Source organism: Pseudomonas sp. Leaf58 (assembly GCF_003627215.1).
GTDB lineage: Bacteria > Pseudomonadota > Gammaproteobacteria > Pseudomonadales > Pseudomonadaceae > Aquipseudomonas.
On record NZ_CP032677.1, the window covers coordinates 4715324 to 4740130 of the forward strand.

The following is a 24807-nucleotide window of genomic DNA, read 5'->3' on the forward strand; positions in this document are numbered from 1 at the left end:
GCGAACCCAGCCTGCTCTATCATGGTCTTAGCTTCAGGCGCAGGCGCTTCGCTTGCCCTGCTGAATACCTTTTCGGAGATTTACATGCGCATCCCAACCCGCGTCATCGGTGGCGCTCTCATCGTCACTTTGCTGACCCAACTGACGGCCTGCGGCACCATTTTCTACCCGGACCGTCGCGGCCAGATCGGCGGCAAGATCGACCCTGTGGTTGCCGCAATGGATGCCATTGGCATCCTGTTCTACGTGATCCCCGGGCTGATCGCCTTCGGCATCGACTTCGCCACGGGTGCTATCTACTACCCAGGTGGGCGTAGCGCCCAGGTCGACCCGGCCAAACTGCGCGAGGCCGTCAGCCCCGACGGCAAAGTCGACAACCTGAAGTTGCAGGCCATTATTGAAAGCGAACTGGGCCAGCGCCTACCGCTGAACGACCCACGGCTGATCCAGCACCGCGGCAGTGTCGAGCAATTGGCCAGCCTGGGCCTGGTACCTGCGGCCTGACCCACAAGGACTCTGACCACGGATGATGACCACTCCGGCTGAACACCAGCGCCTGCTACGCCTGGCCACCCGCGCATCGCTGGCGGTGGCCAGCATCCTGGTGCTGAGCAAGGCGCTGGCCTGGTGGCTGAGCGGCTCGGTGAGCCTGCTGGCCGGGCTGACCGACTCGGCCCTGGACGCTGTGGCCTCGTTCCTCAACCTGCTGGCGGTGCACTACGCCCTGCGCCCGGCCGACGACGACCATCGCTTCGGCCATGGCAAGGCCGAGGCCCTGGCCGGCATGGCACAGGCGCTGTTCATCGGGGTGAGTGCGGTGCTGATCGGGGTGCAGGCGGTCGAACGCCTGCAAAACCCGCAACCGCTGGGTGACACCGCCATCGGCATTGGGGTGATGCTGCTGTCGCTGGTGCTGACCTTCGCCTTGCTGGCATTGCAGTACAAGGTCATTCGCCTGACCGGCTCGACGGCGGTACGCGCCGACTCCCTGCACTACCGGTCAGACTTGCTGCTCAATGGCAGCATACTTCTGGCACTGCTGCTGGCACGCTTTGGCTGGCCGCAACTGGATGCGCTGTTTGGCCTGGGCATCGCCTTCTACATCCTCTGGAGCGCGTTGCAGATCGCTCGCGAGAGTACGGCGATCCTGATGGACAAAGAACTACCCGGCGATGTTGGCGAGGACATGGCCGCGCTGGTGCTGGCCATACCCGGCGTGCAAGGCGTGCATGACCTGCGCACGCGGGTGTCGGGCAACCAGTGGTTCGTGCAGTTGCACCTGGAGCTGCCTGGGCAGTTAGCGCTGCATCAGGCGCATGAACTGTGCGTGGAGGCATCCAAGGTGATCCGCCAGCGTTATCCACAAGCGGATGTAATGGTGCATGCGGACCCGGTGTGAACCGATAAGGCCTTCACAAAAAACGCGCCGCTGAAGACCTTGGTTAGTTGATGCTGTAGCCCCGACCACTGAAGCAAGCCCCCAGCGCCCGCCGGTAGTGCTCGGTCACATTGGCCGGCGGCGCATAGCTCGCCGTCGCTGGGTCGAACCCCGACTGGTTCACCGCCCAGCGGTGGCACTGGTAACGGTCCTGGTCCTGCTGCTGCAGCCCCTGCCCATACATAGGGTAGGCCACCACATCATACCCACCGTTTATCGGCGCTGGCGCGCCAGCAGGCGGGTTGACCACCACGTACTCGCGGCTGTCGGCCAGGTACTGGTAATAGGTATTGTCCACCAGGAAGTACTGCGTCCCCCCCAGCCACACCTCACGGGCATGGGCCGGCAGGTATTGCACCCGTGCCCCATAATGCCAGCCATTGCCGTGGCGCCGGGGGATGTCCTGGTAATAGCCCTGGCGCGGTGGCTGGGTCTGGTGCACTTCGTCACGCGAGTTGAGCGAGCGGCCCGGCGCACCCTCGCCCGGCCCTTCGGCCATGGCCCCAACACTGCTGCTCAAGCCCAATACACCAACACCTGCCAACTGCCAGATGCGCGACTTCATATTGTTCCTCTCGCTAGAAAATACGGCAACCACAGCCAGTCTACCGCGCCCGCCATGCAGGCCAATTAAAATCCTGGACATGAAAAAAGGGAGGCCACAGGGCCTCCCTTCAGAAATTGTCGTCCGTGCTCGGCACTTGTGGCGCCGGCTCACCTCACACCGTCTTCTGGAAGGTGTGTAGCCCGGGGGCCTAGCGGATCCTGTTGGATGGCTGGCCGCGACCGCCCGCCTAGGGCGCGTCGCCGTGGACTGATGTCCGGGCAGTGATTCTGTTGATAAAGATACTGGACCGGGTGCAGCAGAGGATTGCGAAGATTGCTCAGATAAATAGCACTTGCGCAATTTTTCACCCTGGATTGATAATTCACCGCAATCCGAACAGAAAAGGCAGAAATCATGAGCAAACTTGACCGCTACGACCTGAGCATTCTTGCCGAACTGCAGCGCGATGCGCGCATTTCCAACCAGGAACTGGCTGAACGCATCGGCCTGTCGCCTTCGCCATGCTCGCGTCGGGTCAAGCAACTGGAGGACGATGGCTACATTTCCCGCCAGGTCGCGCTGCTCGACCGCAAGAAGCTGGGCCTGAGCCTCACCGCCTACGTGCTGATCGGCATGGACCGGCACACCCCAGAGCGCTTCGAAACGTTCGAAGCGGCCATCCGCAACCTGCCACAGGTGCTCGAATGCAGCCTCGTCACCGGTATGGATGCCGACTATCAGCTCAAAGTGGTGGTGCCCGACATGGACCACTACCAGAAACTGCTGCTAGGCAGCCTGACCCGTATCGAAGGCGTCACCAGCGTGCGTTCGAGCTTCGTGCTCAACCAGGTGCTGGCCAGCACCGAACTGCCATTGACCCACCTGCGTTAATTGCTGGCGCCAGCCGGCGTATAATCGGCCGCTCAACCCGCCTGGAGAACACCGATGGATCCCGCCGTATTCGAAGAGTGGATGATGATCATCCTGGTCACCGTGTTGATCGGTTTCATGGGCTTCATCGTTTGGGACCTGGCGAAAAAGTCCAAGGCCGGGAAGTTCGGGACGCTGATCCTGTTCTTCGTGCTGGGGCTGGGAGTGCTGGCCTTTATCATCAAGAGCGTGGTGGTGGGGTACCTCGAAGGGGTGTAGCGAATTTCAGGGCATTCGCGGGCACGCCCGCGAATGGCCTTTGAACTGGACTAAAGCTTGGCAGCTACTTCGCGCCAGCAACCCTGCTCCAGCCCATCCAGCGCCCAAGCCCCGATCCGCACCCGCACCAGGCGCAAAGTCGGCAAACCCACCGCCGCCGTCATCCGCCGCACCTGGCGGTTACGCCCTTCGCGAATCACCAGCTCCAGCCAGCTGGTTGGCACGCTCTTGCGAAAGCGCACCGGCGGGTTGCGCGGCCACAGCTCAGGCTCTTCCAGGCGGCGCGCCTCGGCCGGCAAGGTTGGCCCATCATTGAGCTCCACGCCGTCACGCAAACGCTGTAACTGCTCCTCACTCGGTTCCCCCTCCACCTGCACCCAGTAGGTCTTGGCCAGCTTGTGCTTGGGGTCGGCAATCCGCGCCTGCAAGCCGCCATCGTTGGTCAGCAGCAGCAAGCCTTCGCTGTCGCGGTCCAATCGCCCTGCCGGGTACACGCCCGGGATGTCGATGTAGTCCTTGAGCGTCGCGCGCCCGTCACCGTCGCTGAACTGGGTCAGCACGTCGAACGGTTTGTTGAACAGGATCAGGCGCGGCTCGGCCGGTGGCGCCTTGGCCTGGCGACGGGGGCCGGCGGCAGGCCGCGCCTGGGGGCGGCGCGGCTTGTTACGGGGTGGCAGTGACATGGATCCTCAGCGGAACGGCGGCTCATCGAAGCTGCGCAGTTTACGCGAGTGCAGCGAGTTGAGCTCGGTGCGCAGCAGGTCGAGGGCGGCAATGCCGATCTTCAAATGCTGGCTGACCGCCCGGTTATAGAAGGCGTTGGCCGAACCTGGCAGCTTGATCTCGCTGTGCAGCGGCTTGTCGGAGACACACAGCAAGGTGCCGTACGGCACGCGCAAGCGGTAGCCCTGGGCGGCAATGGTGCCGCTTTCCATGTCCACAGCCACAGCACGCGACAGGTTGATGAGGGGGCGTTCCTGGGCCCAACGCAGCTCCCAGTTACGGTCATCGTAGGTCAGCACGGTGCCGGTGCGCAGGCGCTTCTTCAGTTGTTCGCCGCGCTCACCGGTAACCTGTGCTGCGGCCTCCTGCAAAGCCAACTGCACTTCGGCCAAGGCCGGAATCGGGATATTCGGCGGCACCACCCGGTCAAGAATGCCGTCACGGCGCATGTAAGCGTGTGCCAGCACATAGTCGCCGATGGTCTGCGACTGCCGCAGGCCGCCGCAGTGGCCGATCATCAGCCAGCAGTGCGGGCGCAACACGGCCAGGTGGTCGGTGATGTTCTTGGCGTTGGACGGGCCCACGCCAATGTTGACCAAGGTAACGCCGTCGCCGTCGGCGGCGATCAGGTGGTAGGCCGGCATCTGGTATCGGTGCCAGACCACACTGGCCACCAGCGCCTGGGTTTCGCCGTGGTCCATGCCCTTTTCGATCACCACGTTGCCCGGCAGCACCATGCGCACGAAGCGCGGGTCGTCACGCAACTGTTCCAGGCCATGGCTGATGAACTGGTCGACATAGCGGTGGTAGTTGGTCAGCAGGATCCACGGCTGCACATGGCGCCAGTCGCTGCCGGTGTAATGCACCAGGCGACGCAGCGAAAAGTCGACCCGTGCGGCATCGAACAGCGCCAGCGGCAGGGTGTCGGTGCTGTCCCAGTCGTACAGGCCATCGGCGATGTTGTCCGTGGCCGCCGACAGGTCGGTGCTGGGGAATACCCGCGCCAGCTGCGCGGCGGTGATACCGCTGCCGGCTAGCTCGTCGCCCTGGTCGACCACGTAAGGGTAAGGAATGTTCTGCTCGCTGACACCGACCTCTACCGTGACGGTGTAGTCGTGCATCAGCGGCCGCAGTTGCTCCAACAGGTAGCCACGGAACGCGGCCGGCTGGGTAATGGTGACGCTGTAGGTACCGGCCACCTGGACCTTGGCATAGGCCCGCGTGGTGGCGGCGACTTCACCGTGGCTGTAGTAGGTCAGGCGTAGCGCCGGGTAGCGGAACAGGTCGCGCTCTTCAGCGCCCGGCTCGGTACGGTCCTTGAGGTAACGCTTGAGGGCCTGGCTAAGGGCCCCGGTGGCCTGGTCATGCAGGGCCGCCAGACGGTCGACGGCCTGTTCGGGGGTATCAACGACTACAAACGCGTGGCTCACACTGTGCTTCCTGTCTGGACATGCTTGTGAACCATCTTGCCTGCGTTTCATGGCAAATACACCCCCGGTGGTCAGCACCGGCCTCATCGCCGGCAAGCCAGCTCCCACAAGTACTCCACTGGCGTCGAATCCTGTGCAGTACCTGTGGGAGCTGGCTTGCCGGCGATAGCGCCTTCACAGCCACCTCAACCGGGCTACCTGGGTGTCGCCCTTGCCACTAACGCCTCCACATCCACACCGCGCGGCAGTGCACCATACACCCGCCCACCGCCCGTCAACCGGCTATCGATAAACGCATCACTGACCACCGCATTCCCCGCCTCCAGCAACAGCTTGGCCTGCAATGCCAGGGCAATATCCTCGGTCAGTTGCCGCGCGCGGTATTGCATATCGCCAGTGTCGGCAAATGCCCCTTTGAGGTTGCCAATATGCGCCGCCAGGCGCGGGTCGCCATGCCCGTCGCCCAGTTCAGCGAACAACGCATCGAGCACGCCCGGCTCTTTGGACAAGGCCCGCAGCACGTCCAGGCACTGCACATTGCCCGAGCCTTCCCAGGTCGAGTTGACCGGCGCTTCGCGGTACAGCCTTGGCAGAATGCTGTCTTCTACATAGCCGGCGCCGCCCAGGCACTCGGCGGCCTCGTTGATCATGGCTGGCGCGCGTTTGCAGATCCAGTACTTGCCCACCGCCGTAACCAGGCGGGCGAAGTGCGCCTGCTGCGGGTCGTCCAACTGTTCCAGCGCCTGCCCCATGCGTAGGCTAAGGGCCAGTGCGGCCTCGCTTTCCAGGGCCAGGTCGGCCAGCACGTTTTGCATCAATGGCTGCTCGCTCAACAAGCGGCCACCGACCTTGCGATGCGCGCAGTGGTGGGCCGCCTGGGTCAACGCCTGGCGCATCAGCGCACTGGAGCCAACCATGCAGTCGAAGCGAGTCATGGCCACCATTTCGATGATAGTCGGCACGCCCCGCCCTTCTTCCCCGACCATCCACGCCAGGGCACCGCGGAACTCGACTTCGCTGGACGCGTTGGAACTGTTGCCCAGCTTGTTCTTCAGGCGCTGGATATAGAACTGGTTGCGGGTGTCGTCCGGGCGATGGCGCGGCAACAGGAAGCAGCTCAGGCCCTTGTCGGTTTGCGCCAGGGTGAGGAAGGCATCGCACATGGGCGCCGAGCAAAACCACTTGTGCCCAACCAGCTCATAAGCCTGGCCCGGCCCCGCTGCGCCGACCGGATAGGCGCGGGTAGTATTGGCCCGTACATCGGTGCCGCCCTGCTTCTCGGTCATGGCCATGCCAATGGTGACCCCGGCCTTGTGCCGGTCGCCGACGTTGCGCGGGTCATATTCACAGGCGAGGATTTTCGGCAGCCAGTACTCGGCCAGCTCAGGCTGCAGGCGAAGCGCCGGCACTGCGGCGAACGTCATGGTCAGTGGGCAGCCGCTACCGGCTTCGGCTTGGCTATGCAGGTAGGTTAACGAAGCCCGCGCTACATGCGCGCCGGCACGGGGTTCAGCCCACGGCAGCGAAGGCAGGCCGTGCTCGACGGCGGTGCGCATCAGTTGGTGGTAGGCCGGGTGGAACTCGACCAGGTCGATGCGATGGCCGTAGCGGTCGTGGCTGCTGAATTCCGGCTTGTGCGCATTGGCCAGGAAGCCTGCCTGCATCAGCGGGCCACCGGCCAGGGCACCGTAAGCATCGATCCGCGACTCGGCCCAACCGGCACCGAACCGCCGTGACCATTCCTGTAGCGGCAGGTCGAGGCGGTACAGGTTGGCACCGTCGAGGGGCGGTGGCTGGTTGGTCACCTCGTGGGTTTCAGCGTACTGGTGCAGGTTCATCGGGGGCTCCTGGATCCGGGTAGGCTTGAGAGACCCAGTGAAGCACTGCTTGCGGGGGAGGCAAAGGGGCATTCGTGACTAAAGGTGTGGTGGTGGGGGCATGGGTTGCGCATGAGCCAGGGCTGGCAGGTGCATGCCTTGAGTATGCATCAGGGCTGACAGTCTCCAGCCCAACCCCAACCCCTCAAAGCGAACGCCGCGCCTGCAAAATCGTCGGACCCACCTGCACCTGCGAAATCGCCATGTTCAAACTCAGCTCGAACCGGCTGCCCAACCCCCGGGTCGATTCATGCGACAACCGCCCCCCCATCAATTCGCCCATCTGGCGGCAGATCGACAAACCAATGCCCAGCCCGCCATAGCGTCGGGTCATCGACCCATCGACCTGGAAAAAGCGCTGGTACAGGGTTGACTGCTCCAGGTCATCGAAACCAATGCCGCTGTCACTGACGGTAAAGGTCAAGTCCAGATCACCCGGGCCCAGACGGCGGCCGCGCACCTGGATCATCACCCCGCCCTGATGGGTAAACTTCAGGCCGTTGTCCACCAGGCAGCCTAGGCAGCGCGCCAGCTTCTGGCCATCGCCCAACAGCCCATCCGGCAAATCAGCCGGAATATCCAGGCTCAGGTACAAGCCTTTAGCCAAGGCCTGCCCGGCATACCCGGCGCGCAGGCTCTGCAGCAATGTACGTAGGCTGAACGGCGCCGGCTGCGCGCGCAGGCGGCCGGCTTGCAGTTCGGACAAGGTAAGGATGGCGTCGACCATGTCCATCATGCCCTGGGCCGACCCCACCGCAGTACGATGGTACTGGGCCATTTCGGCTTCCATCGGCAGGGTGTGCATCAACTCCAGCGAGCCGATCACGCCATTCATCGGGGTGCGCAGTTCATGGGTCACGCAGGCCAGGAATTCGTCCTTCAAGCGGTTGTTCTTGGCTAACTGCAGGTTCAACTGCTCCAGCGTGCGGCCAGTGTCGCGCAGGGTCTGCGCCTGTTGCTCACGCAGGCTGTTGATGCGGTCAGCCAGCGCCAGCGACAGCAATGCCACCTCCAGCGCCGAACCCAACTGGCTGGCGTACATGGTGATGAACAGGTTGGGCAGGTAGCCCAGCACCATCAGGGTATTGACCAAGCCGCCGAGCAGGAATGCCGTCCAGGCAATGATAAACCAGCGCGCCACGCGCAGGCCGCGCCACCAGGCGTACAGCCCGGCGCAGAAGATGCTCACGGTAAACAGCAGCGCCAGCGCCGTGGCCATGCGCAAGGCGAGGCCATAGGGCATGCTCACCGCCAGCACCATGACCAGTGCGCCACCCAGCATCAGCAATTGCAGCAGCCGGTCGAAGCCCCGGCTGATACTGCCCAATTGCAGGAAGTGCCGGGCGAACTGGCAGCCGAACAGGCCGGCGGCGCCGATAAACAGCGGTGTCGAGGCATTCGCCCACCACGGGTTGTCCGGCCAGAAATAAGCCACCCCAGCGCCGTTAACCGACACTTGGTAAAGGCCGAACGAAGCGATATAGAGGATGTAGTAGAGGTAGCTGATATCCCGCACGCTGAGGTAGATGAACAGGTTGTACACCAGCATCACCAGCAGCACACCGTAAATCACCCCCAGCACATACAAGCGCGTGGGCTGCTCTTCCAGGTAGGCCTCGGCGGACCATAGCGCCAGCGGTGCCTGCACCGATCCCTGGCTGTGCAGCCGCAGGTACACGGTGGTCAGTTGCCCGGGCGGCAACGGTAGCTCGAACAGGTAGTTGTTCTGCCGGATCTGCCGGCTGTCGTAGGGCAAGGCATCGCCGGTGCGCTGGGCCAGGCGATAGGTGCCCAGGCGATCGGGCAAGTACAGCTCCAGGTGGTCCAACGGCGGGTAGGCCAGCTCGAGCAACCATTGCCGCGGGGCGGCGCCGGGCGCGGTAACCGGGCGCAGCTCGACCTTGAGCCAGAACACCGACGTGGAGTAACCGGCGTTCAGCACGTCTTGGTGATGGGGGCGAAAATGCTTGGCGAACCCGGGCGCACTGACCTGGGCGATGCTGGCACTGCCATCGAGGTCTTCATAAACCTGCATGACCTTGCCCAGCGGAAGATGCCGAGTAGCGTCGTCGAAATCGACCGCTCCGGCCAGCACGGGCAGCAAACCCAGAAGCACAATCAGCAAATAGCGCATACAGCCCCAGCATGGCCTGTCCGGTCGCGTCGCATGTGCCTCCCATCCGTTTGAGACGACGTGATCCGGCAGCACCCGTTTGTCGAGTTATCCGAGCACTCTAGCATAGCTTCGCAACCTGGTAATCGGCCATAAAAAAAAACAACTAAACCGCTCTAAATCAATGCTTTAAGAGGTTTTGACAAACCAATACTGACCAATCGATCAGCAAAACTCATTTGTAGGACGATCCGCCCAAACAGGTTTGGTGGTAAGCTCGCCGACCATGAATACCTACAGCTCCCGCCCCGTTGTCCTCTGTCTTTCCGGCCACGACCCAAGTGGCGGCGCCGGCTTGCAGGCAGATATCGAAGCCCTGATCGCGCAAGGCTGTCACGCCGCACCTGCGGTGACCGCCCTGACCGTGCAGGATACCGTCAACGTTTCTGACTTCCGCGTGCTCGACCGCGAGTGGGTGCTGGCCCAGGCCAACGCCGTGCTGGCCGACTCTACGGTGGCCGCCGTCAAGCTGGGCATGCTCGGCTCGATCGACATGGTCGACACCGTCGCCGAGCTGCTAGCTGCCCACCCGCACCTGCCGCTGGTCTGCGACCCGGTGCTGCGTGCCGGTGGCGGTGGCCGCCTGGGCAAGGACGAAGTGGGCTACGCCCTGCGCGAACGCCTGCTGCCGCTGGCGACCATCGCCACGCCCAACCTGCCCGAAGCCCGCATCCTCGCCGAACTGCCCGAAGGCACCGCCGATGAGTGTGCCGAAAAACTCTTGCCGTTCTGTAGACACCTGCTGATTACCGGTGGTCACGGCGACGAGGACGAAATTCACAACCGCCTGTACACCCAGGATGGCCAGCTCCACACCTGGACCTGCCAGCGCCTGCCGGGCAGCTACCATGGTTCAGGCTGCACCCTGGCCAGCGCACTGGCCGGCCGCCTGGCACTCGGCGAACAACTGCAAAGCGCTGTACGCAGTGCCCTGGACTACACCTGGCGCACCCTGCGTGACGCCGAGCAACTGGGCAAGGGCCAGTTCGTGCCGCGCCGCCTGCCGCTGGATTTCTGCTCCTGATACGAGGCTTTCAATGAAGCTACGCGGTCTGTACGCCATCACCGACAGCCAGCTGCTCGCCGGCCGTTTCCTGTCCCATGTCGAAGCGGCGCTGGAAGGCGGTGTATGCCTGCTGCAGTACCGCGATAAAAGTGACGACGCAGCGCGCCGCCTGCGCGAAGCCGAAGGGCTGATGAAGCTCTGCGAGCGCTACGGGACCCAACTGCTGATCAATGACGACGCCGAACTGGCCGCGCGCCTGGGCGTCGGCGTGCACCTGGGCCAGACCGACGGCCCGCTGACCCCGGCCCGCGCCCTGCTCGGCCGCCAGGCGATCATCGGCTCCACCTGCCACGCCAGCCTCGACCTGGCTGCCCAGGCCGCCCGCGAAGGCGCCAGCTACGTGGCCTTTGGCCGTTTCTTCAATTCCGTTACCAAGCCGGGCGCTTCCGCTGCCAACGTCGAACTGCTGGAGCAGGCCCGCGCCCAAGTGAAACTGCCGATCGCGGTGATCGGCGGCATTACCCTCGACAACGCCGCCCCGCTGGTTGCCCATGGCGCCGACCTGCTGGCGGTGATCCACGGCCTGTTCGGTGCCGACAGCGCGCAGGAAGTCACCCGCCGCGCCCGCGCCTTCAACGCCTTGTTCGCATCCTGATTCGAGAGAACTTTCCATGTCCCGTTCCGAAGCCCTGTTCGCCCAAGCCCAGAAGCACATCCCCGGTGGCGTCAACTCGCCGGTCCGCGCTTTCAAGAGCGTTGGCGGCACGCCGCTGTTCTTCAAGCATGCCGAAGGCGCCTACGTCGTTGACGAGGACGACAAGCGCTACGTCGACTACGTCGGCTCCTGGGGCCCGATGATCCTCGGCCACGGCCACCCGGAGGTGCTGGACTCGGTACGCAAGCAGCTGGCTCACGGCTTGTCCTACGGCGCACCAACCGCCATGGAAACCGAAATGGCCGACCTGGTCTGCTCGATCGTGCCGTCGATGGAAATGGTACGCATGGTCAGCTCGGGCACCGAAGCCACCATGAGCGCCATCCGCTTGGCCCGCGGTTACACCGGCCGTGACGCCATCATCAAGTTCGAAGGCTGCTACCACGGCCACTCCGACAGCCTGCTGGTAAAAGCCGGTTCCGGCCTGCTGACCCAGGGCGTGCCAAGCTCCGCTGGCGTGCCGGCGGACTTCGCCAAGCACACCCTGACCCTGCCGTTCAACGACATCGCCGCGGTCGAGAAGACCTTGGCCGAAGTCGGCCAGACCGTGGCTTGCATCATCGTCGAGCCGGTGGCCGGCAACATGAACTGCGTACCGCCGGCGCCGGGCTTCCTCGAAGGCCTGCGCGAGCAGTGCGACAAGCACGGCGTGGTGCTGATCTTCGACGAAGTGATGACCGGTTTCCGTGTCTCGCTCGGCGGTGCCCAGGGCCACTACGGCATCAAGCCCGACCTGTCGACCTTCGGCAAGATCGTCGGCGGCGGCATGCCGGTTGGCTGCTTCGGTGGCAAGCGCGAAATCATGGGCTGCATTGCCCCGCTTGGCCCGGTCTACCAGGCCGGGACCCTGTCGGGTAACCCACTGGCCATGGCCGCCGGCCTGACCACCCTGAAGCTGATCAGCCGCCCGGGCTTCCACGCCGAGCTGACTGACTATACCAGCCGCATGCTCGACGGCCTGCAGCAGCGCGCCGATGCCGCTGGCGTACCATTCGTCACCACTCAAGCGGGTGCCATGTTTGGCCTGTACTTCAGCGGTGCGGACGATATCGTTACCTTCGAAGACGTGATGGCCAGCGATGCCGAGCGTTTCAAGCGCTTCTTCCACCTGATGCTCGACGGTGGCGTGTACCTGGCACCGAGCGCGTTCGAGGCCGGTTTCACCTCCATCGCCCATGGCGACAAGGAGCTGCAGATCACCCTGGATGCGGCTGAAAAGGCCTTTGCAGCACTGAAGTAACTGGCAGCCTGTACTGGCCTCTTCGCGGGCAAGCCCGCGCCTACAGGGGCCGCACCGATTTCCGCGCTATGTAGGAGCGGGCTTGCCCGCCAAGAGGCTAGTACAGGCAATAAAACACCCTGCACAATCAGCTGACTTCCCCAACCAAGCAGAATTTCGAGTAAAACTTTGTAAGGTTGGCGCTGCTTATCCCATAATGTGCCACCAGAGACATTGGCCGCAGCTTTGCAGAGGTAAGTCGATCCCCATGAACCGCACCGGCCGCGCCCTGACCCTGGGCTGCCTGTTGCTTCTTCAGCCCCTGCTGGCTTTGGCGGAGGGCGGTAACTCGCTGCTGATTCCAGCGACGGGCCGCTGCACCTTGAATGTCCCGCCTGAAGACCTGGCAAACGCCCTCAAGGCCTGCGAGCAGACGGCGACGACGGGGGACGCCCAGGCGCAATTCGAACTGGGCGAGTACTACTACACGCAAACGCCAAAAAAACTGAATAAAGCCCTGGACTGGTTCCAGAAAGCCTCGCTGCAAGGCCATGCCGAGGCGCAGTACCGCCTGGGTGCCATGTTCTTCCATGGTGAAGGGGTCAAGGCCAACAACGTGCAGGCCTATATCCTGCTGAAGATGGCCGCAGTCAACGGCGCCGAAGATGCGCTGGACTTGGCCGACGAAGTAACCGAGCAAATGCCCCGCGACGAACTGGAGCGTGCCACCCAGGTACTCGGCCAGATCTTCCGCAAGTACCTGCTCGAACTGCAAAACGCCGAAGGCCGCACGCCGTTCTCGCCACTTCCCTGAGCGTTACCGTTGCGGCAACCGCATCGGCATAGGGAATGGCCTGATGTTGCCAGGCGGATCCCCCCGCGAACAGGCCAGAACCGCCAGGACATACCGTTGAACGTTTCAGTGCTTTCGCCACTGCCATTCAAGGGTTATTCTTGAGTTCACATCCATCGCCGTCGAGCGGCTAAAAACGACCTTGAACGCACCCATACAACCCCATCGCTTCATCCTCGAACCTTTCGAGGCCCACCGTTTCGCCAACTTGTGCGGCCAGTTCGACGAGCACCTGCGCCTGATCGAACAACGCCTGGCCATCGAGATCCGCAACCGCGGCAATCAGTTCGAACTGATCGGCGAACCCAAGACCACCTCTGCTGCCGAGCAACTGTTGCGCCGTCTCTACCGTGAGACCAAGGCCACCGAACTGTCGCCGGAAACCGTGCACCTGTATCTGCAGGAGTCGTCCGTCGAGAACATCGACAACCCGGCGGTCAACGAGGTCAGCGTGTCGCTGCGCACACGCAAGGGCAACATTCGCCCGCGCGGTGTCAACCAGCAACGCTACGTCCAGGAAATCCTGGCCAATGACATCAACTTCGGCATCGGCCCAGCCGGTACCGGCAAGACCTACCTGGCCGTGGCCTGCGCCGTAGACGCGTTGGAGCGTGAACAGGTGCGTCGTATCCTGCTGGTGCGCCCGGCGGTCGAAGCGGGCGAAAAGCTCGGCTTCCTGCCCGGCGACCTGGCCCAGAAGATCGACCCGTACCTGCGCCCGCTGTACGACGCCCTGTACGAAATGCTCGGCTTTGAACACGTGGCCAAGCTGATCGAGCGCCAGGTGATCGAAATTGCCCCGCTGGCCTACATGCGTGGCCGCACCCTGAACAACAGCTTCATCATTCTTGACGAAAGCCAGAACACCACGTTGGAACAGATGAAGATGTTCCTCACCCGTATCGGTTTTGGCTCCACCGCAGTCATCACCGGTGACATCACCCAGGTCGACCTGCCCCGTGGCACCAAGTCGGGCCTGGCGCATGTCATCGAGGTGCTGAGAGACGTTCCGGGGATCAGCTTCACCCACTTCCAACCCAAAGATGTGGTTCGTCACCCACTGGTGCAGCGCATTGTCGAGGCCTACGACCGCTTCGATGCCCGCCAGGCCAAGCCCGAGGCGCCCGGCAAAGATGCTTGAACTCGATATTCAACGGGCCACGGATGCCGCCGCCCCCGATGACACTGCCTTCCGCCGCTGGTGCGAACTGGCCCTGCGCCAGCGCAGCGCCGACTCGGAAATGACCATTCGCTTGGTTGACGAAGCCGAAGGCCGCGAGCTGAACCACACCTATCGGCACAAGGACTACGCGACCAATGTGCTGTCGTTCCCGGCTGATGTGCCCGATGAGCTGCTCGATATCCCGCTGCTGGGCGACCTGGTGATCTGCATACCCGTGGTCGAGCGCGAAGCCGCCGAACAGGGCAAGTCGCCCGAAGCACACTGGGCACATTTGGTCATTCATGGTTGCCTGCACCTGCTCGGTTACGACCACATCGAAGATGAGGAAGCCGAGGAAATGGAAGGCCTGGAACGGGAATTGCTGGCAGAACTGGGTCACCCCGACCCGTACGCCGACGATGAAACCGACACAATCACACACTGATACACGAAGGATCACGAGAACCGCCATGAGCGAAGATCGATCGAGCAACGGGCAAAAGTCCTGGTTGGGTAAACTGACCCAGGCTTTTGCCCATGAGCCGAAAAACCGCCAGGAGCTCCTTGAGCTGCTGCGCGAAGCCCATCAAAACAAGCTGCTGGACAGCGAAGCGCTAACCATCGTCGAAGGCGCCATCCAGGTCGCTGACCTGCAGGTTCGCGACATCATGGTGCCGCGTTCGCAGATGATCAGCATCAAGGCCAGCCAGTCGCCACGCGAGTTCCTGCCGGCAGTGATCGATGCCGCGCACTCGCGCTACCCGGTGATCGGCGAAAGCCATGACGATGTGCTCGGGATCCTGCTTGCCAAAGACCTGCTGCCGCTGATCCTCAAAGAAAATGGCGACAGCTTCAACATCAAGGACCTGCTGCGCCCGGCCACCTTCGTGCCCGAGTCCAAGCGCCTGAACGTGCTGCTGCGCGAGTTCCGCGCCAACCACAACCACATGGCCATCGTCATCGACGAGTACGGCGGTGTAGCGGGCCTGGTGACCATCGAAGACGTGCTGGAGCAGATCGTCGGTGACATCGAGGATGAGCACGACGTCGAGGAAGACAGCTACATCAAGCCGCTGCCCAGCGGTGACTTCCTGGTCAAGGCACTGACCCCGATCGACAACTTCAACGAGTTCTTCGACAGCGCGTTCTCCGATGACGAGTTCGACACGGTCGGCGGCCTGGTGATGAGCGCCTTCGGCCACCTGCCCAAGCGCAACGAAACCACCGAGATCGGGTCCTACAAGTTCCGTATTCTCAATGCCGACAGCCGGCGGATACACTTGCTGCGCCTGACACCGATCACCCGTTAAGGACAAACATGCGTTGGATCACCCGCCCCGGCTGGCCCGGTAACCTGCTGGCCCTGGCGGCCGGTGCCTCCACCCTACTGGCCCTGGCGCCATTCGACATCTGGCCGCTGGCCTTGCTGTCCATCGCCATGCTCTACCTTGGCCTGCGCGAGCTCAGCCCGCGCCAGGCCATGTGGCGTGGCTGGTGGTTCGGCTTTGGCCTGTACGGCGCTGGCACCTGGTGGATCTACGTCAGCATGAACACCTACGGCGGCGCCTCGCCGCTGCTGGCGACACTGCTGCTGTTGGCGTTCTTTGCCGCCCTGGCCTGGTTCTTCGCCCTGCCAACCTGGCTGTGGGCCCGCTGGTTGCGGCGCAACGAAGCGCCCTTGGCCGACGCCCTGTGCTTTGCCGCCCTGTGGCTGCTGCAAGAGGCCTTCCGTGGCTGGTTCCTAACCGGTTTCCCTTGGCTCTACGCCGGCTACAGCCAGCTGGACGGCCCACTGGCAGGCCTGGCACCGCTGGGTGGCGTGTGGCTGGTGTCCTTCGTCCTGGCCTTGAGCGCCGCCCTGCTGTGCAACCTGCAGCGCCTGCGCGCGCGCCCCTCGTTCCTGGCCGTGGCCTGCCTGCTGTTGCTGGCCCCGTGGGTACTGGGCTTGGCCCTCAAGGGCCATGCCTGGACTACGCCGGCCGGCGACCCACTGAAGGTGGCGGCCATCCAGGGCAATGTCGAACAGGATCTGAAATGGGACCCCGCGCACATCGACGCGCAATTAGCGCTGTACCGCGACCTGAGTTTCAGCTCCAAGCCGGTAGACCTGCTGATCTGGCCAGAAACCGCAGTGCCGGTGCTCAAGGACCAGGCCCAAGGCTACATCGATGTGATGGGCCGGTTCGCTGCCGAACGGCATTCGGCGCTGATCACTGGCGTACCCGTGCGTGAAGTGGTGCACCACCAGCGCCGCTACTACAACGGCGTCACCGTCACCGGTGAAGGCGACGGCACCTACCTCAAGCAGAAGCTGGTGCCGTTTGGCGAGTATGTGCCGTTGCAAGACATGCTGCGCGGCGCCATCGAGTTCTTCAACCTCCCCATGTCGGACTTCGCCCGCGGGCCGGAAGACCAGCCGCTGCTGCAGGCCAAGGGCTACCAGATTGCGCCATACATCTGCTACGAAGTGGTCTACCCGGAATTCGCCGCCGGCCTGGCGGCCCGCAGCGACTTGCTGCTGACCATCAGCAACGACACCTGGTTCGGTACCTCGATCGGCCCATTGCAACACCTGCAAATGGCACAGATGCGCGCGCTGGAAGCCGGCCGCTGGATGATCCGCGCCACCAACAACGGGGTGACCGCGCTGATCGACCCGTTTGGCCGCATTACCACGCAAATTCCGCAATTCCAGCAGGCGGTGCTGTATGGCGAGGTGGTACCGATGCAGCAGCTTACGCCGTACCTGCAATGGCGTTCGTGGCCGCTGGCGATTGTCTGTGCGCTGCTGCTGGGCTGGGCGCTGCTCGCGGGCCGTATAGCCAAGACTGTTTGAGTTATCCGGCTTCGGCCTCTTCGCGGGTAAACCCGCTGCTACAGGTATTCCACCGCTCTCGAAGTCAGTGGGAACCCTGTAGGAGCGGGTTTACCCGCGAAGAGGCCGGTACAGGCAGTACAAGGCTCAATAGAACAGCCGATACCCCACCAGCCCCACCGTTTCATTGAGCAACTGCCCGCTCTGCCACATTGCCCGGCTTTCGGGCAGCAACCCGGCAAACGGCCGCGCATGATCGCGCCCCAGGAACCCCACCGGCGCTGGCACCACCTCGAACCCCACCTGCTCAAAGCTCCAGCGCGAGCGCTGCATGTGCCAGGCCTGTGTCACCACCACCACCCGGCGAATCCCCAACGGCTGCAGCACCTTGGCGGTCAGCTGGGCGTTCTCCCAGGTGGTGCGGCTAGCCTCTTCGCGCCACTTGACCTCGACGCCAAAATCCTCGTGCAGGCGATCAGCCATCAACTGTGCCTCGCTCGGCGGCGTACCATAGTGCAGGCCGCCGCTGGTCAGTACCGGCAAGCCTGAGGCTTTGGCCAACCGCGCGGCAAAGCGCATGCGCTCCAGCGCCGTGGCCGTGGGCTGGTCACTGCCGCCCCATGCGGGGTCGCCGCGCTCACGCCCCGCGCCCAGCACCACGATGGCATCCGCCCGGCTTGCCAGGCCCGCCCAATCGTTGGGCGCCAGCGCCGGTTCGCTTTCCAGCGCACGGGCGGCTTCCTGCACCACCAGCGGCAAGCTCATCAGCCACAAGCCACCCAAGCCCACGACAAAGCACAACGCCGCCAGCCTTGGCCGCCGGGCACGCAGCCACCACGCCGCCAGCAGCAGCAAGAACAGAGCCCCTGGCGGCATCAGCCATTGTTTGATGAAGAATCGGATGGGCATTGGCTACACCTCCTTGGCAGGCGTGCAGCCTAAGCGGATCGACGCCGACCAACAAGGGTATGGCCGGCGCCGATCGTGAGCTGTGATGATGTTGAAGAACCGGCGCGCGATAGCCTGCGCGTGGCGCCCTGAACGGCTAGCGATGTGGCAGCGTCCTGGATCTCGCCGTACTGGCGGGGCGTTTCTTGTCCTTTAGCCAGATGATCTTGGCCGATGTCGGCTCCGCTTGTGGGTAACTGCCGACACAGGCACTTTGACGCTCCGGGAGGGAATCCAGGTAGGCCTTGATCACTTCGAACTCTGCATGGCTCAAGCCACGCAATTCCAGCTCGGCTGGCATCTCGTCGCGCAATCGCACCGAAGTCCTGGCCACTTCCAGCGCCAGGCCAAGCCGGTCGATCAGGCGTTCGTATAGCTCCGGTTTGATTGCGGGTAGCTGCGTCTCTCCCATCCGTTCACCTCATTGAAGGTAAGAATATCTCCCCCCACACCTGAGCTTAGCGTCGTTGCAAAAAGCAGCCGTGTGCCGCGACCAGCGGGCATTCGCAACGAAGGTTTCCCACGATGCGCGGCGCTGCTGTATGCTACGGCGTTCACTCTAAACGACACCGGAGTGCCGGTCGCAGCGAGGTTCCGCTGCCTGGAACAAGGTCTCTTCTCTCTCAGCAAAAAGTAGCCATGCACGAACAATACACGCCCCGTGATATCGAAGCCGCCGCCCAGAACTTCTGGGACGAGCAACAATCGTTCGCTGTTACCGAACAGCCAGGCAAGGACACCTACTACTGCCTGTCGATGTTCCCGTACCCGAGCGGCAAGCTACACATGGGCCACGTGCGCAACTACACCATCGGTGACGTGATTGCCCGCTACCAGCGCATGCTGGGCAAGAACGTCCTGCAGCCGATGGGCTGGGACGCTTTCGGCATGCCTGCGGAAAACGCGGCGATGAAAAACAACGTCGCCCCGGCCAAGTGGACCTACGAAAACATCGACTACATGAAGACCCAGCTCAAGAGCCTGGGTCTGGCCATCGACTGGGCCCGTGAAGTCACCACCTGCAAGCCCGACTACTACCGTTGGGAGCAGTGGCTGTTCACCCGCCTGTTCGAGAAAGGCATCATCTACCGCAAGAACGGCACCGTGAACTGGGACCCGGCGGACCAGACCGTACTGGCCAACGAACAGGTCATCGACGGCCGTGGCTGGCGTTCGGGCGCGCTGATCGAGAAGCGCGAAATCCCGATGTACTATTTCCGCATCACCGATTACGCCGACGAGCTGCTGGAAAGCCTCGACGAACTGCCGGGCTGGCCTGAGCAGGTCAAGACCATGCAGCGCAACTGGATCGGCAAGTCGCGCGGCATGGAAGTGCAGTTCCCGTACAACCAGGCCAGCATCGGCCACGAAGGCACCCTCAAGGTCTTCACCACCCGCCCCGACACGCTGATGGGCGCAACCTACGTCGCCGTCGCCGCCGAGCACCCATTGGCCACCCAGGCCGCCCAGGGCAACCCGTCGCTGCAAGCGTTCATTGAAGAATGCAAGAGCGGCAGCGTCGCCGAAGCCGACATGGCCACCCAGGAGAAGAAGGGCATGGCCACTTCCCTGCTGGTCGAACACCCGCTGACCGGCGAGAAGCTGCCGGTCTGGGTCGCCAACTACGTGCTGATGCACTACGGCGATGGCGCCGTAATGGCCGTGCCGGCGCACGACGAGCGCGATTTCGAGTTCGCCCACAAGTACAACCTGCCGGTCAAGGCAGTGGTGCGCACCAGCGCTGGCGATGAAGTTGGCAGCGAGTGGCAGGCCGCCTATGGCGAACATGGCCAGCTGATCAACTCCGGTGAGTTCGACGGCCTGGACTTCGCCGGCGCCTTCGACGCCATCGAAGCTGCCCTGATCCGCAAGGACCTGGGCAAGTCGCGTACCCAGTTCCGCCTGCGCGACTGGGGTATCAGCCGCCAGCGCTACTGGGGCTGCCCGATCCCAATCATCCATTGCCCGTCCTGCGGCGACGTACCGGTGCCAGAAGACCAACTGCCGGTAACCCTGCCAGAGAACGTAGTGCCGGACGGCGCCGGTTCGCCACTGGCGCGCATGCCTGAGTTCTACGAATGCAGCTGCCCGAAATGCGGCGCTGCGGCCAAGCGCGAAACCGACACCATGGACACCTTCGTCGAGTCGTCCTGGTACTTTGCCCGCTACGCTTCGCCGAACTACGAAGGTGGCATGGTCGACCCGAAAGCGGCCAACCACTGGCTGCCGGTCGACCAGTACATCGGCGGTATCGAGCATGCGATCCTGCACCTGCTGTACGCCCGCTTCTTCCACAAGCTGATGCGTGACGAAGGCCTGGTCACCTCGAACGAGCCGTTCAAGAACCTGCTGACCCAGGGCATGGTAGTCGCCGACACCTACTATCGCGTTGCCAGCAACGGCGGCAAGGACTGGTTCAACCCAGCCGACGTCGAAATCGAGCGCGATGCCAAGGCCAAGATCATTGGCGCCCGCCTGAAAACCGACGGCCTGCCGGTGGAAATCGGTGGCACCGAGAAGATGTCGAAGTCGAAGAACAACGGCGTAGACCCGCAGTCGATGATCGACGCCTACGGCGCCGACACCTGCCGCCTGTTCATGATGTTCGCCTCGCCGCCCGACGCGAGCCTGGAATGGTCCGACTCCGGCGTCGAAGGTGCCAGCCGCTTCCTGCGCCGTGTCTGGCGCCTGGCCCAGGCGCACGTGGCCCAGGGCTTGCCGGGAAAACTGGATGTGGCAGCACTGGACGACGCGCAAAAGGTCATCCGCCGCGCCATCCACGCCGCCATCAAGCAGGCCAGCACCGACGTGGGCCAATACCACAAGTTCAACACGGCCATCGCCCAGGTGATGACCGTGATGAACGTACTGGAAAAGGCCCCGCAGGCCAGCGAACAAGACCGCGCCCTGCTGCAAGAAGGCCTGGAAGCAGTCACCCTGCTGCTGGCCCCGATCACCCCGCACATCTCCCACGAGCTGTGGAAGCAGCTGGGCCACGAGCAGGCGGTCATCGACGCCGGCTGGCCAACCGTTGACGAAGCGGCCCTGGTGCAAGACAGCATCACCCTGGTGGTGCAGGTAAACGGCAAGCTGCGCGGCCAGGTTGAAATGCCGGCCGCCGCCAGCCGCGAAGAAGTCGAAGCCGCCGCGCGCAGCAACGAGAACGTCCTGCGCTTCATCGATGGCCTGACCATTCGCAAAGTCATCGTCGTACCGGGCAAGCTGGTCAACATCGTCGCCAACTGATGGCAGCGCCCGCCCGCAGCCACTGCGGGCGGGCGGAACAGGCCCACAAGGGAGCAACAACATGATCAAACGCAATTTGCTGGTAATCGGCCTGGCGGTCATGCTCAGCGCCTGCGGTTTCCAGCTGCGCGGCACCGGCGCCACCCAGCTGAGCGTAAAGGAAATGGACGTCAGCGCGCGCAACGCCTATGGCCCGACCGTGGTCCAACTGCGTGAAGTGCTGGAGCGTAGCGGCGTTAACGTGCACGCCGGCGCACCATACCGCCTGGTACTGACCAACGAGCAAGAGCGCGAGCGCTCGGCAAGCTACACCAGTGGCAACCGTGCCGCTGAATACGAACTGACCACTGTGCTCAACTACAGCATCCAGGGCCTGAACAACCTTGAACTGCTGAGCGACAAGCTGGAAGTGCGCAAGATCTACGTCCGTGACGGCTCCAACATCACCGGTTCCGAGCAGGAAGCCACCCGTGCCCGCGAAGAGATGCGCCGCGACCTGGTCAACAACATGGTCGTCCGCCTGCAGATGCTGAACCCGGCCCAGCTGGATGAGCTACAGCGTAAAGCCGACGAGCGCGCCCAGGCCGAAGCCGCAGCGCTGGAGGCAGCCCGCCGCCAGCAGGCCGAAACGCCTCAACAGTCGCCACTGGAAGTGCCGGGCAATTAAGCCCGTGCGGGGCACCTTCGGGTGCCCTGCCTGTTCCCCATGAAACTCGCCCCCGCTCAACTCAACAAGCACCTGCAAGGCGCCCTGGCACCGGTCTACGTGGTCAGCGGCGACGACCCGCTGCTGTGCCAGGAAGCCGCCGACGCCATTCGCAACGCCGCGCGCCAGCAAGGCTTTGACGAACGCCAGGTGTTCAGTGCCGACGCCAACTTCGACTGGGGCACCCTGCTACAGGCCGGCGCCAGCCTGTCCCTGTTCGCCCAACGCCGCCTGCTGGAACTGCGCCTGCCCTCGGGCAAGCCCGGCGACAAGGGCGCCGCAGCGCTGATGGAGTACTGCGCCAACCCCGCCGAAGACACCCTGCTGCTGGTCAGCCTGCCCAAGCTCGACGGCAGCGCACAGAAGACCAAGTGGGGCAAGGCCTTGATCGAAGGTGCCCATTGCCAGTTCATCCAGATCTGGCCGGTGGATGTGCACCAACTGCCGCAGTGGATCAACCAGCGCCTGCAGCAGGCCGGCCTGTCGGCACAGCGTGACGCCGTCGAGCTGATCGCTGCGCGTGTAGAAGGCAACCTGTTGGCTGCCGCGCAGGAAATCGAAAAGCTCAAGCTGCTGGCCGAAGGCAGCCAGATTACCGTGGAGACCGTCCAGGCTGCCGTCGCTGATAGCGCCCGCTTCGATGTCTTCGGCCTGGTCGACGCCATTCTTAACGGTGAGGCCGCGCATGCCCTGCGCATGCTCGAAGGCTTGCGTGGCGAAGGTGTGGAACCACCGGTGATTCTTTGGGCCCTGGCCCGGGAACTGCGCCAACTGGCCGGGCTGGCCCAGCAATTCAGCCAAGGCGTACCGCTGGACAAGGCTTTCAGCCAGGCCCGTCCGCCGATCTGGGACAAGCGCAGACCCTTGGTCAGCAAGGCCCTGCAGCGTATGTCGGCGCAGCGCTGGGCGCAGTTGCTGCAGGATGCCCAACGGATCGATGCGCAGATCAAGGGGCAAGCCGAGGGCTCGCCGTGGACCGGCCTGGCGCGCTTGTCGCTGCTGATGGCCGGTCAGCGCCTGGCGCTGCCTCCTGAGTAACATTCAAAAGCCCAATCGCCGGCAAGCCAGCTCCCACAGGTACAGCACAGCCTTCAAGGCCTGTGATATCCCTGTGGGAGCTGGCTTGCCGGCGATTTGGTCTTCGGACCATATACACAATCAATTGGCCCTCACCCACCCAGGGCCCTACAGTGCGCCCCGAAACCCAACCACCACGGGAACCCCGCCATGAGCAAAAAGCCGCAAAAGCACGGCCCCAACAAGGCCAAGTCCATCGTCGCCCAACCGCTGTTCCGCTGCCGCCAGGAACAGCCAAACAAGGGCAAAGGCAGCTACCGCCGCGAAGCCTTCCAATCGAGAGATTGGGAGGCTTCCTACTTTTTGGCCGCATGAAAGCATCGAAAGCGCAGGCATGGTATGGTCGACACCTGACCTGCAATTCTGGATCTGTGCATGCTCCTCAGTCTTCTCCCCCGCTGGAAATCCCGTCAGCTGATCGCGGCCTCCAGCTTCATCTTGCTCGTGGCTTGCGCAGAAAAGCCCACTGCCGCCGATGCCCTGCCGCTGGCCCCTGCCCAGCCCGCCCCTGCGGTGACCCTGCCCGGCACAACGCCTGACGCCAGCACTGAAATCCAGCCGCTGCAAACTTTCCCGCAATGGCAAGCCGGCTTCCGCCAGCAAGCCCTGCAAGCCGGCATTGCGCCGAACACCTTCGACCGTGCCTTCCTCGGCGTCACCCCGGACATGGACGTGATCAAGGCCGACCGTAGCCAGCCAGAGTTCACCCGCCCGGTGTGGGAGTACCTGGAAGGCGCCCTGTCACCTCTGCGTGTGCGCAACGGCAAGAAACTGCTGGAGCAGAACGCCGAACTGCTGACGCGCATCGAGCAACGCTATGGCGTCGACCGCCAGGTGCTGGTTGCAGTGTGGGGCATGGAAAGCAACTTCGGCCAGTTCCAGGGCAACAAGTCGGTCATCCGCTCGCTGGCCACCTTGGCGTATGAGGGGCGCCGCCCGCAGTTCGCCCAGGACCAGCTGATTGCCGCGCTGCAGATCATCCAGCATGGCGACATCCAGCCTGAAGCCATGCGCGGCTCGTGGGCCGGCGCCATGGGCCAGACTCAGTTCATCCCAACCACCTACAACACCCATGCCGTGGACTTCGACGGTGATGGCCGCCGCGACATCTGGAACAGCACAGCCGATGCTCTGGCTTCGACCGCACACTACCTGCAAAGCTCAGGCTGGAAGCGTGGCCAGCCGTGGGGCTTCGAGGTACAAGTGCCGCCAGGCTTCGACTTCTGGCAGGCCGATGGCGCGTTGCGCAAACCGGTGAGCGAGTGGCTGGCAATGGGTGTGGAACTGCCGGCGGGTACACAGCTGCCGGCGGGTAGTAACCAGCTATCTGCCGCCCTGCTGCTGCCAGCTGGCGCACGTGGCCCGGCGTTCCTGGTGCTGGACAATTTCCGCGCCATCCTCAAGTACAACAATTCCTCGTCCTATGCGCTGGCGGTTAGCCTGCTGGGTGATCGGTTCACGGGCTGGGGCTTTATTGCTGGCAACTGGCCAAAAGAAGATCTGCCGCTCAGCCGCAGCGAGCGCATGGAGTTGCAGAACCTGTTGAACAGCCGTGGGCATGATGCGGGTAATGCCGATGGCATTATCGGCGCCAATACCCGCAAGGCGATCCGTAATGCTCAGCAGGGCCTGGGGTGGCCGGCGGATGGGTATCCGACCCATAAGCTGCTTGAGAGCCTGCGTCAGCAGTGAGCGTTTTGGGGCCGCTGCGCGGCCCCAACAA

General features: G+C 63.5%; 24 protein-coding genes. 17 read left to right on the forward strand and 7 right to left on the reverse strand.

Annotated elements, in window-relative coordinates; translation table 11 throughout:
• Positions 1-84 precede the first annotated feature (84 nt).
• The gene (locus tag DV532_RS21935; RefSeq protein ID WP_056796669.1) at positions 85-504 is read left to right on the forward strand and encodes a hypothetical protein; all 420 of its coding nucleotides are present in this window, start codon (positions 85-87) and stop codon (positions 502-504) included.
• Positions 505-526: 22 nt separating this feature from the next.
• The gene (locus DV532_RS21940; protein ID WP_056794940.1) at positions 527-1399 is read left to right on the forward strand and encodes a cation diffusion facilitator family transporter; all 873 of its coding nucleotides are present in this window, start codon (positions 527-529) and stop codon (positions 1397-1399) included.
• Positions 1400-1442: 43 nt separating this feature from the next.
• Here the strand turns inward: DV532_RS21940 and DV532_RS21945 are convergent, their stop codons facing one another.
• The gene (locus DV532_RS21945; protein ID WP_056794937.1) at positions 1443-2003 is read right to left on the reverse strand and encodes a hypothetical protein; all 561 of its coding nucleotides are present in this window, start codon (positions 2001-2003) and stop codon (positions 1443-1445) included.
• A gap of 396 nt (positions 2004-2399) precedes the next feature.
• Here DV532_RS21945 and DV532_RS21950 point away from each other — a divergent pair, with 396 nt between their 5' ends.
• Together DV532_RS21950 and DV532_RS21955 are read left to right on the forward strand one after the other, a co-directional pair.
• Positions 2400-2876: an Lrp/AsnC family transcriptional regulator gene (locus DV532_RS21950; protein WP_003249795.1), complete on the forward strand. Its 477-nt coding sequence runs from the start codon at positions 2400-2402 to the stop codon at positions 2874-2876.
• Between the two features lie 54 nt (positions 2877-2930).
• Positions 2931-3134, forward strand: coding sequence for a DUF2788 domain-containing protein (locus tag DV532_RS21955; RefSeq protein ID WP_056794934.1), 204 nt, complete (start codon positions 2931-2933; stop codon positions 3132-3134).
• A gap of 50 nt (positions 3135-3184) precedes the next feature.
• On the opposite strand, the gene DV532_RS21960 is transcribed toward DV532_RS21955, so the two are convergent.
• The 4 genes from DV532_RS21960 to DV532_RS21975 all read right to left on the reverse strand — a co-directional run bounded on the left by DV532_RS21960 (position 3185) and on the right by DV532_RS21975 (position 9298).
• The gene (locus DV532_RS21960; protein ID WP_056794932.1) at positions 3185-3817 is read right to left on the reverse strand and encodes a pseudouridine synthase; all 633 of its coding nucleotides are present in this window, start codon (positions 3815-3817) and stop codon (positions 3185-3187) included.
• Positions 3818-3823: 6 nt separating this feature from the next.
• On the reverse strand, positions 3824-5338 hold the full coding sequence (gene amn, locus DV532_RS21965) for an AMP nucleosidase (protein WP_372339977.1): 1515 nt from the start codon (positions 5336-5338) through the stop codon (positions 3824-3826).
• 143 nt (positions 5339-5481) lie between these two features.
• Positions 5482-7125 (reverse strand): acyl-CoA dehydrogenase family protein, encoded by a 1644-nt coding sequence (locus tag DV532_RS21970; RefSeq protein WP_056794926.1) that lies wholly within the window; start codon positions 7123-7125, stop codon positions 5482-5484.
• Between the two features lie 184 nt (positions 7126-7309).
• A complete protein-coding gene (locus tag DV532_RS21975; protein ID WP_056794923.1) occupies positions 7310-9298 on the reverse strand; it encodes a hybrid sensor histidine kinase/response regulator in 1989 nt (662 codons plus the stop codon).
• 265 nt (positions 9299-9563) lie between these two features.
• On the opposite strand from DV532_RS21975, the gene DV532_RS21980 reads away from it, so the two are divergent.
• The 8 genes from DV532_RS21980 to lnt all read left to right on the forward strand — a co-directional run bounded on the left by DV532_RS21980 (position 9564) and on the right by lnt (position 17128).
• Positions 9564-10361, forward strand: a complete 798-nt coding sequence (locus tag DV532_RS21980) for a hydroxymethylpyrimidine/phosphomethylpyrimidine kinase (RefSeq protein WP_056794920.1) — start codon at positions 9564-9566, stop codon at positions 10359-10361.
• A 13-nt stretch (positions 10362-10374) separates the two neighbouring features.
• A complete protein-coding gene (gene thiE, locus DV532_RS21985; RefSeq protein ID WP_056794917.1) occupies positions 10375-10998 on the forward strand; it encodes a thiamine phosphate synthase in 624 nt (207 codons plus the stop codon).
• Positions 10999-11014: 16 nt separating this feature from the next.
• The gene (gene hemL, locus DV532_RS21990) at positions 11015-12298 is read left to right on the forward strand and encodes a glutamate-1-semialdehyde 2,1-aminomutase (RefSeq protein WP_056794913.1); all 1284 of its coding nucleotides are present in this window, start codon (positions 11015-11017) and stop codon (positions 12296-12298) included.
• Positions 12299-12545: 247 nt separating this feature from the next.
• Positions 12546-13091, forward strand: coding sequence for a tetratricopeptide repeat protein (locus tag DV532_RS21995; RefSeq protein WP_056794910.1), 546 nt, complete (start codon positions 12546-12548; stop codon positions 13089-13091).
• Positions 13092-13272: 181 nt separating this feature from the next.
• Positions 13273-14271: a PhoH family protein gene (locus DV532_RS22000; RefSeq protein ID WP_056794908.1), complete on the forward strand. Its 999-nt coding sequence runs from the start codon at positions 13273-13275 to the stop codon at positions 14269-14271.
• On the forward strand, positions 14264-14737 hold the full coding sequence (ybeY, locus tag DV532_RS22005) for an rRNA maturation RNase YbeY (protein WP_056794907.1): 474 nt from the start codon (positions 14264-14266) through the stop codon (positions 14735-14737). The genes DV532_RS22000 and ybeY overlap by 8 nt, the downstream gene beginning before the upstream one ends.
• A gap of 25 nt (positions 14738-14762) precedes the next feature.
• Complete coding sequence (locus tag DV532_RS22010) at positions 14763-15602, forward strand: HlyC/CorC family transporter (RefSeq protein WP_056794904.1); 840 nt, start codon at positions 14763-14765, stop codon at positions 15600-15602.
• 8 nt (positions 15603-15610) lie between these two features.
• Positions 15611-17128, forward strand: coding sequence for an apolipoprotein N-acyltransferase (lnt, locus tag DV532_RS22015; RefSeq protein WP_056794901.1), 1518 nt, complete (start codon positions 15611-15613; stop codon positions 17126-17128).
• A 126-nt stretch (positions 17129-17254) separates the two neighbouring features.
• Here lnt and DV532_RS22020 read toward each other — a convergent pair whose 3' ends face one another.
• Positions 17255-18016: a YdcF family protein gene (locus tag DV532_RS22020; protein ID WP_056794896.1), complete on the reverse strand. Its 762-nt coding sequence runs from the start codon at positions 18014-18016 to the stop codon at positions 17255-17257.
• A gap of 136 nt (positions 18017-18152) precedes the next feature.
• Complete coding sequence (locus DV532_RS22025; RefSeq protein ID WP_056794893.1) at positions 18153-18467, reverse strand: hypothetical protein; 315 nt, start codon at positions 18465-18467, stop codon at positions 18153-18155.
• A gap of 227 nt (positions 18468-18694) precedes the next feature.
• Here DV532_RS22025 and leuS point away from each other — a divergent pair, with 227 nt between their 5' ends.
• The 5 genes from leuS (at position 18695) to DV532_RS22050 (ending at position 24776) form a co-directional block, all read left to right on the forward strand.
• Complete coding sequence (gene leuS, locus DV532_RS22030; protein WP_056794890.1) at positions 18695-21301, forward strand: leucine--tRNA ligase; 2607 nt, start codon at positions 18695-18697, stop codon at positions 21299-21301.
• 61 nt (positions 21302-21362) lie between these two features.
• Positions 21363-21968, forward strand: a complete 606-nt coding sequence (lptE, locus tag DV532_RS22035; RefSeq protein WP_056794887.1) for an LPS assembly lipoprotein LptE — start codon at positions 21363-21365, stop codon at positions 21966-21968.
• Positions 21969-22007: 39 nt separating this feature from the next.
• Complete coding sequence (holA, locus tag DV532_RS22040; RefSeq protein ID WP_056794884.1) at positions 22008-23045, forward strand: DNA polymerase III subunit delta; 1038 nt, start codon at positions 22008-22010, stop codon at positions 23043-23045.
• A 189-nt stretch (positions 23046-23234) separates the two neighbouring features.
• Positions 23235-23399: an alternative ribosome rescue factor ArfA gene (arfA, locus tag DV532_RS22045; protein WP_056794881.1), complete on the forward strand. Its 165-nt coding sequence runs from the start codon at positions 23235-23237 to the stop codon at positions 23397-23399.
• A gap of 60 nt (positions 23400-23459) precedes the next feature.
• A complete protein-coding gene (locus tag DV532_RS22050; RefSeq protein WP_056794879.1) occupies positions 23460-24776 on the forward strand; it encodes a lytic murein transglycosylase in 1317 nt (438 codons plus the stop codon).
• Positions 24777-24807 lie beyond the last annotated feature (31 nt).

Coding starts and splice junctions, on each gene's coding strand:
- DV532_RS21935 (WP_056796669.1), top strand. CDS start 85: ATGCGCATCCCAACCCGCGTCATCGGTGGCGCTCTCATCGTCACTTTG.
- DV532_RS21940 (WP_056794940.1), top strand. CDS start 527: ATGATGACCACTCCGGCTGAACACCAGCGCCTGCTACGCCTGGCCACC.
- DV532_RS21945 (WP_056794937.1), bottom strand. CDS start 2,003: ATGAAGTCGCGCATCTGGCAGTTGGCAGGTGTTGGTGTATTGGGCTTG.
- DV532_RS21950 (WP_003249795.1), top strand. CDS start 2,400: ATGAGCAAACTTGACCGCTACGACCTGAGCATTCTTGCCGAACTGCAG.
- DV532_RS21955 (WP_056794934.1), top strand. CDS start 2,931: ATGGATCCCGCCGTATTCGAAGAGTGGATGATGATCATCCTGGTCACC.
- DV532_RS21960 (WP_056794932.1), bottom strand. CDS start 3,817: ATGTCACTGCCACCCCGTAACAAGCCGCGCCGCCCCCAGGCGCGGCCT.
- amn (WP_372339977.1), bottom strand. CDS start 5,338: ATGAAACGCAGGCAAGATGGTTCACAAGCATGTCCAGACAGGAAGCAC.
- DV532_RS21970 (WP_056794926.1), bottom strand. CDS start 7,125: ATGAACCTGCACCAGTACGCTGAAACCCACGAGGTGACCAACCAGCCA.
- DV532_RS21975 (WP_056794923.1), bottom strand. CDS start 9,298: ATGCGCTATTTGCTGATTGTGCTTCTGGGTTTGCTGCCCGTGCTGGCC.
- DV532_RS21980 (WP_056794920.1), top strand. CDS start 9,564: ATGAATACCTACAGCTCCCGCCCCGTTGTCCTCTGTCTTTCCGGCCAC.
- thiE (WP_056794917.1), top strand. CDS start 10,375: ATGAAGCTACGCGGTCTGTACGCCATCACCGACAGCCAGCTGCTCGCC.
- hemL (WP_056794913.1), top strand. CDS start 11,015: ATGTCCCGTTCCGAAGCCCTGTTCGCCCAAGCCCAGAAGCACATCCCC.
- DV532_RS21995 (WP_056794910.1), top strand. CDS start 12,546: ATGAACCGCACCGGCCGCGCCCTGACCCTGGGCTGCCTGTTGCTTCTT.
- ybeY (WP_056794907.1), top strand. CDS start 14,264: ATGCTTGAACTCGATATTCAACGGGCCACGGATGCCGCCGCCCCCGAT.
- DV532_RS22010 (WP_056794904.1), top strand. CDS start 14,763: ATGAGCGAAGATCGATCGAGCAACGGGCAAAAGTCCTGGTTGGGTAAA.
- lnt (WP_056794901.1), top strand. CDS start 15,611: ATGCGTTGGATCACCCGCCCCGGCTGGCCCGGTAACCTGCTGGCCCTG.
- DV532_RS22020 (WP_056794896.1), bottom strand. CDS start 18,016: ATGCCCATCCGATTCTTCATCAAACAATGGCTGATGCCGCCAGGGGCT.
- DV532_RS22025 (WP_056794893.1), bottom strand. CDS start 18,467: ATGGGAGAGACGCAGCTACCCGCAATCAAACCGGAGCTATACGAACGC.
- leuS (WP_056794890.1), top strand. CDS start 18,695: ATGCACGAACAATACACGCCCCGTGATATCGAAGCCGCCGCCCAGAAC.
- lptE (WP_056794887.1), top strand. CDS start 21,363: ATGATCAAACGCAATTTGCTGGTAATCGGCCTGGCGGTCATGCTCAGC.
- holA (WP_056794884.1), top strand. CDS start 22,008: ATGAAACTCGCCCCCGCTCAACTCAACAAGCACCTGCAAGGCGCCCTG.
- arfA (WP_056794881.1), top strand. CDS start 23,235: ATGAGCAAAAAGCCGCAAAAGCACGGCCCCAACAAGGCCAAGTCCATC.
- DV532_RS22050 (WP_056794879.1), top strand. CDS start 23,460: ATGCTCCTCAGTCTTCTCCCCCGCTGGAAATCCCGTCAGCTGATCGCG.